Annotated in this window: 10 protein-coding genes; 7 read left to right on the top strand and 3 right to left on the bottom strand. The window is 73.0% G+C overall.

Annotated features, from left to right (window positions below):
• Positions 1-196: 196 nt before the first annotated feature.
• Positions 197-745 carry a hypothetical protein gene (locus ACFFRH_RS08540; RefSeq protein ID WP_344746598.1) on the bottom strand — a complete coding sequence of 183 codons (549 nt, stop codon included), beginning with the start codon at positions 743-745 and terminating at the stop codon, positions 197-199.
• A gap of 50 nt (positions 746-795) precedes the next feature.
• Here ACFFRH_RS08540 and ACFFRH_RS08535 point away from each other — a divergent pair, with 50 nt between their 5' ends.
• Together ACFFRH_RS08535 and ACFFRH_RS08530 are read left to right on the top strand one after the other, a co-directional pair.
• Positions 796-1,158, top strand: a complete 363-nt coding sequence (locus ACFFRH_RS08535) for a DUF488 domain-containing protein (protein ID WP_344746597.1) — start codon at positions 796-798, stop codon at positions 1,156-1,158.
• 161 nt (positions 1,159-1,319) lie between these two features.
• Positions 1,320-2,150 (top strand): phosphoribosylaminoimidazolesuccinocarboxamide synthase, encoded by an 831-nt coding sequence (locus tag ACFFRH_RS08530; RefSeq protein ID WP_344746596.1) that lies wholly within the window; start codon positions 1,320-1,322, stop codon positions 2,148-2,150.
• A 223-nt stretch (positions 2,151-2,373) separates the two neighbouring features.
• Here the strand turns inward: ACFFRH_RS08530 and ACFFRH_RS08525 are convergent, their stop codons facing one another.
• Complete coding sequence (locus ACFFRH_RS08525) at positions 2,374-3,177, bottom strand: PP2C family protein-serine/threonine phosphatase (RefSeq protein ID WP_344746595.1); 804 nt, start codon at positions 3,175-3,177, stop codon at positions 2,374-2,376.
• Positions 3,178-3,261: 84 nt separating this feature from the next.
• Here ACFFRH_RS08525 and ACFFRH_RS08520 point away from each other — a divergent pair, with 84 nt between their 5' ends.
• Positions 3,262-5,292, top strand: a complete 2,031-nt coding sequence (locus ACFFRH_RS08520) for an N-6 DNA methylase (RefSeq protein ID WP_386155435.1) — start codon at positions 3,262-3,264, stop codon at positions 5,290-5,292.
• The gene (locus tag ACFFRH_RS08515; protein ID WP_344746593.1) at positions 5,243-6,211 is read left to right on the top strand and encodes a serine/threonine-protein kinase; all 969 of its coding nucleotides are present in this window, start codon (positions 5,243-5,245) and stop codon (positions 6,209-6,211) included. Before ACFFRH_RS08520 ends, ACFFRH_RS08515 begins: the two co-directional genes overlap by 50 nt.
• An 83-nt stretch (positions 6,212-6,294) precedes the next feature.
• On the opposite strand, the gene ACFFRH_RS08510 is transcribed toward ACFFRH_RS08515, so the two are convergent.
• A complete protein-coding gene (locus tag ACFFRH_RS08510) occupies positions 6,295-6,903 on the bottom strand; it encodes a class I SAM-dependent methyltransferase (protein WP_344746592.1) in 609 nt (202 codons plus the stop codon).
• Positions 6,904-7,036: 133 nt separating this feature from the next.
• Between ACFFRH_RS08510 and ACFFRH_RS08505 the strand changes: the two genes are divergently transcribed.
• From ACFFRH_RS08505 to ACFFRH_RS08495, 3 genes are all read left to right on the top strand, one after another.
• On the top strand, positions 7,037-8,314 hold the full coding sequence (locus ACFFRH_RS08505) for a sensor histidine kinase (protein WP_386155432.1): 1,278 nt from the start codon (positions 7,037-7,039) through the stop codon (positions 8,312-8,314).
• The gene (locus ACFFRH_RS08500) at positions 8,287-8,946 is read left to right on the top strand and encodes a response regulator transcription factor (RefSeq protein WP_344746590.1); all 660 of its coding nucleotides are present in this window, start codon (positions 8,287-8,289) and stop codon (positions 8,944-8,946) included. Before ACFFRH_RS08505 ends, ACFFRH_RS08500 begins: the two co-directional genes overlap by 28 nt.
• 220 nt (positions 8,947-9,166) lie before the next feature.
• Complete coding sequence (locus ACFFRH_RS08495; protein WP_344746589.1) at positions 9,167-10,024, top strand: MBL fold metallo-hydrolase; 858 nt, start codon at positions 9,167-9,169, stop codon at positions 10,022-10,024.
• The last annotated feature ends 175 nt before the right edge of the window (positions 10,025-10,199 follow it).

The following is a 10,199-nucleotide window of genomic DNA, read 5'->3' as shown; positions in this document are numbered from 1 at the left end:
TGGAGGCCTATACGAAGTGTCGGCGTTTCCCGGCGCCGCGAGGATCGCCGGAGCAGCCTGTGCGCGACACAAGAAGATCATCTGATGGTGCGGGGTGAGCGGTGACGGGTCCTCGCGGGCCGGGGTCCGGAACGCCGGGGCGGATCGGTGACCACCGGGTCTCGTGGCTGCTCGGCGAGGGCGGGCAGGGCACGGTCTACCTGGGGGAATCGCCCGGCGGGGCACTGGTGGCGATCAAGGTGCTGCACGCCCGGCCGGCGGCCGATCCGGTGATCCGGCGCCGCTTCCTGCGTGAGGCGGAGGTCGCGGCGAGCGTGGCCGCGTTCTGCACGGCCAGGGTCATCGCGACCGGGGTGGCGGACGGGCGGCCGTACATCGTCAGCGAGTACGTGCCGGGCCCCTCACTCGACGAACCGGTCCTGCACGCGATCCTGTCGGGCGAGCCCGACGTCTCCGGCGTGCCCGGCCCGCTGCGCCGGCTGGTGTCGGTCTGCCTGGCCAAGGACCCGGCGGCCCGCCCGGCCGCCGCCGGCCCGCTCCGCGACCTCACCGGTGACAACGGCGGCAACGGTGACGTGCTCACGACCCCGAAGGCGCGGCAGGAGTACCGGTACGGCTTCGGCCTGCGCGGCTCGACCGGCACGATCGGCATCGCCGGCACGGAGGGCCGCAGCGCCGAGCAGGCGCGTCCGGGGCGGCGGCCGTCGTTCGGAACCGCCGGCCTCGACCCGTTCGACACCGACATTTGCCACCACCTGTGGCTGCCGTCACCGGTTGTCTGGGAATGGTCACCGTATGGCTGTCAAACCAGAGGTACAGGTGCGCCGGGTCTACGAGGAGCCGTCGCCCCAGGACGGCGCCCGGGTGCTGGTCGACCGGATCTGGCCGCGCGGGCTGTCCAAGGAGAAGGCGCACCTGGAGGAGTGGTGCAAGGCGGTGGCGCCCTCGACCGAGCTGCGCACGTGGTACGGCCACGATCCGGCCAGGTTCGAGGAGTTCGGCCGCCGCTACCGGGCCGAGCTGAAGGATCCCGAGCGGGCCGCCGCGCTGGAGCACCTGCGGGAGATGGCGAGGAGCCGGACGGTGACGCTCCTGACCGCGACCAGGCAGGCCGACATCAGCGAGGCCGTGGTCCTCGCCGACCTGCTGCGGAGTTGAGCGCGGCGCCCCGGTGAGCCCGGCGCGACGACGGAGGCGGGGCCGGCCGTCCGGCAGGGCGGGCGCGGGCCGCCGCCGGGTGTCGAATACGGTGAGCAGGTGTCGGTCAGCGACCGGGGGCCCGCAGACGGCCGCCGGGTCGAGCGAGAGCAAGGAACGCAGTGAAGCTTCTTCATTCCGGGAAGGTCCGCGACGTCTACGAGGATCGCGGGGACATCGTCCTCGTGGCGTCCGACCGGGTGTCGGTGTACGACGTGATCCTGCCCACCCCGATCCCCGACAAGGGGAAGATCCTCACGCGGCTGTCGCTGTGGTGGTTCGAGCAGCTCGCCGACATCGTGCCCAACCACGTGATCTCGGCGACCGACGTGCCCGCCGAGTTCGAGGGGCGTGCGGTGCGGTGCCGGAGGCTGGAGATGGTGCAGGTCGAGTGCATCGCGCGCGGCTACCTGACCGGCAGCGGGCTGAAGGAGTACCGGGCGCACGGGTCGGTCTCGGGCGTGCCGCTGCCCCCCGGACTGGTCGACGGCTCCAAGCTCCCCGAGCCGATCTTCACCCCGAGCACCAAGGCGCCGCTCGGGCAGCACGACGAGCCCATCTCCTTCGAGGAGGTCGTCGCCCTGGAGGGCGCGGAGGCCGCCGAGGAGTTCAGGCGGATCACGCTGGAGGTCTACCGACGCGGCTCCGAGCTCGCCGCGGAGCGGGGCGTCATCATCGCCGACACCAAGATCGAGCTGGGCCGGGCCGCCGACGGCACGCTCGTGCTCGGCGACGAGGTGCTGACCTCCGACTCCTCCCGCTTCTGGCCCGCCGACCGGTGGGAACCCGGCCACGCGCAGTTCTCCTTCGACAAGCAGTACGTGCGCGACTGGGCCACCGGCACGGGCTGGGACAAGAAGGAGCCCGCCCCGGAGGTGCCCGCCGAGGTCGTGGAGGTCACCCGGGCGCGCTACATCGAGGCGTACGAGCGCATCACCGGCGAGACCTGGTGAGTGCCGGAGGGGCATGACCTCCTCGCGATTCCCGCCCGTACCCGCTGACGTCCGCCGACGCCGCGTCGGCCATGTGTGGGCCACCTGTCGGCAACGGGTTCGGCCGCGTGTCGGCCACGGGTCGGCCGCGTGGGCTCCGGGCCGGCTGCGGACCGGCGCGGGATCGTGCGGGCGGGACCCGGGGACCGGGCCGTGGGGTCAGAGGGGTGGTCGGCGGGGGTCGTCAGAGGGAGAGTCTCCGCTCGACCGCGGCGCCCACGATGGTCGGGCCCGCCGGGGCCGCGTCGGTGGGCGCCCCGAAGTCGGCCACGACGCAGGTGATGTTGTCGGGGCCGCCGCCCCGGTTGGCCAGGTCGATGAGCCAGCGGGCGGCCTCGTCGGGGTCGGAGATCTCGGTCAGCGTGTTGAACAGGGTCTCGGGACCGACCACGGCGGTCAGGCCGTCGGAGCAGAGCAGGTAGCGGTCCTCCGGGTAGGCCTCGCGCAACGACAGGTCCAGCTCGCCGTCGCCGGTGCCCTCGAGGACCCGCAGCACCATCGACCGGCGCGGGTGCTCGGCGGCCTGCTCAGGGGTGATCCGCCCCTCGTCCACCAGCGACTGGACCAGGGTGTGGTCGTGGGTGATCTGGTAGAGGGCGCCGTCGCGCAGCATGTAGGCCCGGGAGTCCCCGACGTGGGCGAGGGCGAAGGTGGCGCCGTCCCAGAGCATCGCGGTCAGGGTGGTGCCCATGCCGCGGAGCGTGGGGTCCTGCTCGCTCATGTCGCGCAGCGTGTGGTTCACCTCCTTGGCGGCGTCCTTGAGCGCGGCGAGCAGGTCGACACCGCCGGAGGGCAGGGTGTCGTCCAGCTTCGCCATCGCGGTGACGGCAAGTGAGCTGGCGACCTCTCCACCCGCGTGACCACCCATGCCGTCGGCTATGGCGAGCAGGCGCGCGCTCGCGTAGCCCGAGTCCTCGTTGGCCTCACGGCGGACCCCCACGTCGGAGCGGGCCGCGTAGCGCAGTGCAAGTGGTTGGTTCAGTGCCATGAGGGCAGTAAATCATTGGTTGAAGCACTTCACAAGCAAAGTCGTTGTAGACCGTTGCGGCACAGTCAACTACTGTGGCCCACCATGGAGGAGAGCCAGGAGATCACCGTGAACGCGGGCGACATCGCCCGGCTCGCCGGGGTCGGCAGGGCAGCGGTGAGCAACTGGCGCCGCCGTCACGAGGACTTTCCCCAGCCGGTGGGCGGCACCGCCTCCAGCCCGCTGTTCGCCCTGCCCGAGATCGCCGTGTGGTTGCGCGCGAACGGCAAGTCCTTCGAGGTCTCGCTCGGCGACCTGGTCTGGCAGCGGATGCGCACCTCGGTCGACGACCTCAGGCTGGGCGAGCTGGTGGCCAGGGTCGGCGCGTTCCTGCTGTTCCTGCGCCGCGAGCCTGCCGCCTGGCGTGATCATGGTACGAAGTCTCTCACCCGCGTGGCCGGGGTGACGACGGATCTGCCCGGCTCCGCCGATCTCCGCCTGGACGACCTGGCCCTCGTCCGGCTGGTCGCCGAGCTCGCCGCCGAGCACGGCCCCCTGGAGGTCTTCGAGTTCCTGTTCGGGCGTTACGCCGAGGCCCACTCCCGCCAGCTCCCGGTCACCAGGGACGACGTGGCCGCGCTCATGGTCCGGCTCGCGGCCGGGGACGGGGGCGTCGTCCTCGACCCCGCGTGCGGCGTCGGGACGCTCCTGCTGGGCGCCGCCTCCCTGGCGGGCGCTCCGAAGGCGGGCGCTCCGAAGAACGCTCGGGAAGCCGCTTCGGAGGCCACTTCGAAGGCCGTTTTCACGAACGCCTCGAAGGACCGGGAGACGAGCGCCCCGGCGGGACGGAAGACCGTCCTGATGGGGCAGGAGATCAACGAGACGAACGCGCTGCTCACCGCCGTACGCGTGCTGCTGCGCGGCGCCGAGGCGCGGATCGTCGCCGGTGACTCCCTGCGCGAGGACGGCCTGGCCGGTGAGCTCGCCGACGCCGTGGTCTGCGACCCGCCGTTCAACGAGCGGGTCTGGGGACACGAGGAGCTCGCCGGCGACCCGCGCTGGGAGTACGGGTTGCCGCCGCGCGGGGAGTCGGAGCTGGCCTGGGTGCAGCACTGCCTGGCCCGGGTGAGGCCGGGCGGCCTGGTGGCGATCCTGATGCCCGCCGCCGCCGCGAGCCGCCGTCCCGGCAAGCGGATCCGCGGCAACCTGCTCCGGGCCGGGGCGCTGCGGGCCGTGGTGACGCTGGCGCCCGGCGGCCCCGACCTGTGGATGCTCCGCAGGCCCGACGGCGGGCGTCCGCCGTCCCAGCTGCTGGTGGTGGACGCCGCCGAGGACCTGTCGATCGTGGAGCCCGCCTGGCGCGCGTACGTGGCGGACCCGGAGGCCGAGCTGTCCGGCGAGAGCCGGACGGTGCGGATCATCGACCTGCTCGACGACGAGGTCGACCTCACCCCGTCCAGGCACCGCCCCCAGCACGGCGGCCTCGACTTCCTGCGCGACTTCACCGACGCCCTGACCAGGTTCAAGGAGACCTCGGCCCTGCTGCCGGACGCCACTCCCGCCCTCCAGCCGCTCGCCGAGCGGCAGGACCTGCCGACCACCACGGTCGGCGAGCTGGCCAAGGCGGGGCTGATCACGATCCTGCAGGCACCGGCGAGGATGTCCGCGGACGAGGGCCCGCTTCCGGTGCTGACCGCCGACGACACCGCGGCGGGCGCACCGCCCTCGGGCCGCACGACCCTCGACCCGGCCCTGGTCATGATCAGGCCGGGTGACGTGGTGACCACCGCGCTGGGCGCGGTCAGGGTGATCACCCACAGCGGCGCGGCGCTCGGCCCGCAGCTCACGCTCTACCGGGTCGACCCGCAGCGGCTCGACTCCGGGTTCCTGGCCGGGTTCCTGCGCTCGGCCGACGCGGCGAGGATCCATCCCAGCTCCAGCCGCCTCGACGTGCGACGGGCGCGGGTGCCCATGCTGCCCCTGTCCGACCAGCGGATGTACGGTACGGCCTTCCGTGAGCTGTTCGCGCTGGAGGACAGACTGCGCGAAACACGGACGCTGGGGGAAACGCTGCTCCGGCTAGGCTTTGACGGACTGGTCGACGGTCATCTCCGGCCGTGCGACCAAGGGGCGTGACGCCCGCAGGTCCATGGGAGGGTCGATGGTCATCGGCGACCGATACGTGCTCGACGACCTTCCTCTCGGACAGGGAGGCATGGGAGCCGTCTACGGCGGTCACGACAAGCATCTCGACCGCAGGGTGGCCGTCAAGTTCCTGAAGTTCCTCACCGGCCCCGACGAGGAGCTGAAGCGGCGCTTCCTGCGCGAGGCCCGCATCCTGGCCAGGCTGGAGCACCCCGGCGCCCCGGTGCTGTACGACTTCGGCACCTTCGACCAGCGGCTGTTCCAGGTGATGCAGTTCATCGAGGGCGTCACCGTGGCCGACGTGGTCAGCGAGCACGGCCCGCTCCCGGTGCCCTGGGCCGCGGCGATCGCCGCCCAGGCCTGCGCGGTGCTGACGGCCGCCCACGCGCTGTCCATCTACCACCGCGACCTGAAGCCGACCAACCTGATGCTCTGCCCCGACGGGAGCGTGAAGGTCCTCGACTTCGGCCTGGCCGTGCTCCGCGAGTCCGGCTCGACCCAGTTCACCAGGGTGGGCCAGATCCTCGGCACCCCGTCGTACATGGCGCCCGAGCAGATCCAGCGCGGCCTGTCCGGCCCCCGCAGCGACCTCTACGCCCTCGGGTGCGTGATCCACGAGATGCTGACGGGCCGCCAGCTGTTCACCGGCCCCACCGAGTACGCCGTGTTCGAGCGCCAGGTGAAGGAACGCCCGCCGGAGGTGCCCGGCGTCCCGGACGAGCTGAACCGCCTCGTGGCCGACCTGCTGGAGAAGGATCCCGACAACCGCCCCTCGGGCGCCGACGTCCTCTACGAGCGGCTGCAGCCCTTCGCGGTGGACCTGCCGATGCTTCCCGGCTTCCTGCACCCGTCGTCGGTGCCGAGCCCTGGACGGATGTACGCGCGGATGGTCGGCCGGGTCCTGGGCTGAGGGGTTCGTGGCCGCCGCGGAGGTGACAGCCCCGATCTCGCGGGCGGCCCGTCCGGCCCGTGGCCGGGCAGGCCAGGCGGGGACTAGCGGACTATCGGCCTGCGGCACACGTACGCCACCCCGGGAGGCAGGTTCCGCCAGACGGGCCCGGTGGTCAGCACCTCGTCGAAGGCCGACCGCAACCGCAGGCGCAGGGCCCTGGCCCCGGCGAGCGGCAGGGCGGACAGGTAGGTGACGGTCGTGAACGCCCCGGACGGCGCGAGCGCCCGGCCGACGCCCGCCAGGATCCGCTCCTGCCGCTCGCCGGGGAACAGCGACCAGGGCAGCGTGCTGACGACCGCGTCCACCCGGTCGACCCCGGCACCGGCCAGGAGCTCGCCGAGGTCGGCGGCGTCGCCCTCGATCGTCTCCACCCAGGGTTTCGTCCGGCGCAGGTGCGCGGCCATGCCGGGGTCGATCTCCACCGCCAGCTGGCGGGATCCCGGGGCCAGCCGCGCCCGGATGGCCTCGCTGACCGGACCGGTGCCGGCCCCCAGTTCCACGACCACCGACGGGCCCAGCGCGGGGACCACCGCGCTGAGCGCCCTGCCCAGCGCCGGGGAACTCGGGGCGATCGCGCCCACCACGCGCTGCCTGCGCACCGCCGCCGTCAGAAACGTCCGCAGGTCCGCGGGTGCCGCCGTCTTGTTCATGGCTCCCATCAGACAGCCGCGGGGATGCGGCCCGCAGGGCGCCGGACCCTAGTCTTCCGGGTATGCCTGGCCATACCTCCGGAGTAGACCAGGCCAGGTGGAGGCATGCCCGCACGGGCCGTACTGTCGGTTGATGCGATCGCGGGCGGCCTGGCAGGCACTCACCCGATGGAACCTGCTCGCCACGTGGTGGCCGTGGCGCTCGGTGGCGTACCTGCTGACGAGCGTCCTCGTCGGCGCGGTCACGCTCGTCGTGGTCCTGGTCTGCCTGGCCGTCGGCGCGGTGCTGACGCTGGTGGTGGTGGGCATACCGTTCATGGTGGCGCTGGGGTTCAGCGGGATACCGGTGGCCGCGCTGGAGCGCCGCCGCCTGGGGATCATCGACTCGGAGCCGGTGGAGTCGCCACACCGCGAGCCCGACCGGCCGGGTCTGCGCGCGTGGGCGCGGCTGCGCTTCGGTGAGCAGGCCACCTGGCGGGAGCTGGCCTACACCGGCCTGCTGGTCACCGTGCTCTGGCCGATGGAGCTGATCGCCCTGGTGTACGGGGTCGCCGGTCCGGCGCTGGCCATGTACGCCCCCGTCGCCGTGCAGGAGGACGGGGAGGTGAGACTGCTCAAGTTCTGGCTGATCAGCGGTTACCCAGAGGCGTTCCTCGCGGCACTGCTCGGGGTCGTCCTACTCGTGCTGTTCTCGTACCCGCTGACGGCGCTCGCGGTGCTGCACGGGCTGGTGGCCCGCGCGCTGCTCGGTCCCCGGCAGAGCGACGAGTCCAGGCGGGTCGTCGAGCTGACCCGGTCCAGGTCCCGGCTGGTCTCGGCCTTCGAGGCCGAACGCCGCAGGATCGAGCGGGACCTGCACGACGGCGCCCAACAGCGGCTGGTCTCGCTGACCATGACGCTCGGCCTGGCCAGGATCACCCGGGGGGACGAGACGGCCGAGCTCGTCGGCAGGGCGCACGAGCAGGCGAAGCTCGCGCTGGCCGAGATCCGCGACCTGATCAGGGGGATCCACCCGCAGATCCTCACCGACCGGGGGCTGCCCGCCGCCGTGGCCGACGTCGCCGATCGCTCCCCCGTACCCGTGGAGGTCGTCATGACGCTTCCCGCGCGGTTGCCCGAGGTGGTGGAGGCCACCGCGTACTTCGTGGTGTGCGAGGCGCTGGCGAACGTGGCCCGGCACAGCGAGGCCCGGCGGGCCACGGTCACCGGGCGGATGGACGGCGCCCGCCTCGTCGTGGAGATCGGTGACGACGGCGTGGGCGGCGCCGACGCCGTGAAGGGGAGCGGACTGGCCGGGCTGGCCGACCGCGTCTCGGTCGTCGACGGCAGACTGGTGCTTTCCAGCCCGCCCGGCGGGCCGACCCTGCTACGCGTGGAGATCCCGTGCACCCCGATCGATCCCTCAAGGTAGTCCTCGCCGAGGACGGCGTACTGCTCCGCGCCGGGCTGGCCGAGCTGCTCGCCCGCTTCGGGCACCGGGTGGTGGCCACGGCCGGTGACGCCACGGGGCTCGTGGAGGCGGTGCGCGAGCACGCCCCCGACATCGTCGTGACCGACGTGCGGATGCCGCCCGGCTTCGCCGACGAGGGCCTCAGGGCCGCGGTCGCGCTCCGCGCGGCGGACCCGCGCCTGCCCGTGCTGGTGCTGAGCCAGTACGTCGAGCAGACCTACGCGGCCGAGTTGCTGGACTCCGGTGACGGCACCGGGGTCGGCTACCTGCTCAAGGACCGGGTCGGCGACGTGGAGGAGTTCGTCGACGCGCTGTGCGAGGTGGCCCGCGGCGGGACGATCGTGGACCCCGAGGTGGTCAGGCAACTGCTGCGCCGCCGCCGTGATCCGCTGGAACGGCTCTCCCCCCGCGAGCGTGAGGTGCTCGCCCTGATGGCCGAGGGCCGGTCCAACGCGGCGATCGCCAGAGCCCTGGTGGTGTCGGAGGCCGCGGTCGGCAAGCACATCGGCAACATCCTGACCAAGCTCGACCTGCCACCGGCCGAGGACGACCATCGCCGGGTGCTGGCGGTGGTGACGTACCTGCGGGGCTGAACGGTCCCCGGGGAGGGGACGGAGAGCGGGGGCCGGGGGCGGAGACGGGAGACGGACGGACGAGAGCCTGGAGGCGAGAACCGGGAGGACGCGCGGCGGACGTTCCTCCGGTGTGCCCGGTCGCCTCGGCCGACCTCGGGGATCGGGATCGGGATCGGGATCGGGATCGGGATCGGGATCGGGATCGGGATCGGGATCGGGATCGGCGAGAATACGACCCGTGGAAGGTCGATGGGTCGAGGTGGCGGACCGGGTGCTGGTGCGGCGGTACGCCGAGCTGGACCTGTCGGTGGGGCTGGTCATGGGCGACGGCGGCTGCCTGGTGGTCGACACCCGGGGGGACGAGCGGCAGGGGGCGGAGCTGCTCGCGGAGGTCAGGCGCGTCACCCGTGACCCGTGGACGGTGGCGATCACCCACTCGCACTTCGACCACAGCTTCGGCACCCGGCCGTTCCTCGGCCGCCCCGTCTGGGCGCACGAGGACTGCCGCGCCGACCTGCTGGAGAACGGCGGCCGGGCCAGGGACGAGTGGGCACGGTACTACCGGGATCTGGGGCGCGCGGACATCGCCGACGACATCGCGAGGACCGAGATCGTGCCACCGGACCACCTCGTCACCGACCGGGCACGGCTGGTCGTCGGGGGCCGCCCGATCGTCCTGGCCCACCTCGGACGCGGCCACTCGGGCAACGATCTGGTCGTCCACGTTCCGGACGCCGGGGTGGTCTTCGCCGGGGACCTGGTGGAGAACGGCGCGCCGCCCGCCTACGAGGACGCCTATCCCCTCGAATGGCCCGACACTGTCGCCGGGCTGCTCGACCTGCCCGACCTGCCCGACGGCGGTCACGGCGGCGCGGCCGCCCCCGCCCCCGGCAGTGGTGGCACGGTCGTCGTGCCCGGTCACGGCGACCCGGTCGACCGCGCGTTCGTGGTCGCCCAGCACGCGGAGATCTCCGCCCTGGCCCGTCTCTGCGAGCGGGTGACGGCGGGATCCCTGTCCCCCGACGACGCCGTACGCCTGTCGCCGTACCCCGAGGAGACCACCAGGATCGCCCTCGGCCGCACGGGTCGCCCCTGACGGTGGCAGAGCCGCGTCAGGACCCCGAGGGGAACGCGGGCGGTACGCGGGCGGGAGGACCCGGGCCGGGCGCGGGAAGGTACCCCGGCCGGACGGGACACCGGCGGGGTGCCGGGCTCGCGTCCGATGACGGTCCTCTCAGCAGCGGGTGAGGGCCGCGTCCCCCAAAGGACAC

Source organism: Streptosporangium vulgare, assembly GCF_042428775.1.
GTDB classification, from domain to species: domain Bacteria; phylum Actinomycetota; class Actinomycetes; order Streptosporangiales; family Streptosporangiaceae; genus Streptosporangium; species Streptosporangium vulgare.
Note: the sequence above shows the minus strand (reverse complement) of the source record. Positions and strands in the feature narration are given on the sequence as shown.

Bases quoted from the DNA above. Each gene is read 5' to 3' on its own strand.
- ACFFRH_RS08540 (WP_344746598.1), bottom strand. From the start codon at position 745: ATGTCGGTGTCGAACGGGTCGAGGCCGGCGGTTCCGAACGACGGCCGC.
- ACFFRH_RS08535 (WP_344746597.1), top strand. From the start codon at position 796: ATGGCTGTCAAACCAGAGGTACAGGTGCGCCGGGTCTACGAGGAGCCG.
- ACFFRH_RS08525 (WP_344746595.1), bottom strand. From the start codon at position 3,177: ATGGCACTGAACCAACCACTTGCACTGCGCTACGCGGCCCGCTCCGAC.
- ACFFRH_RS08520 (WP_386155435.1), top strand. From the start codon at position 3,262: ATGGAGGAGAGCCAGGAGATCACCGTGAACGCGGGCGACATCGCCCGG.
- ACFFRH_RS08510 (WP_344746592.1), bottom strand. From the start codon at position 6,903: ATGAACAAGACGGCGGCACCCGCGGACCTGCGGACGTTTCTGACGGCG.
- ACFFRH_RS08505 (WP_386155432.1), top strand. From the start codon at position 7,037: ATGCGATCGCGGGCGGCCTGGCAGGCACTCACCCGATGGAACCTGCTC.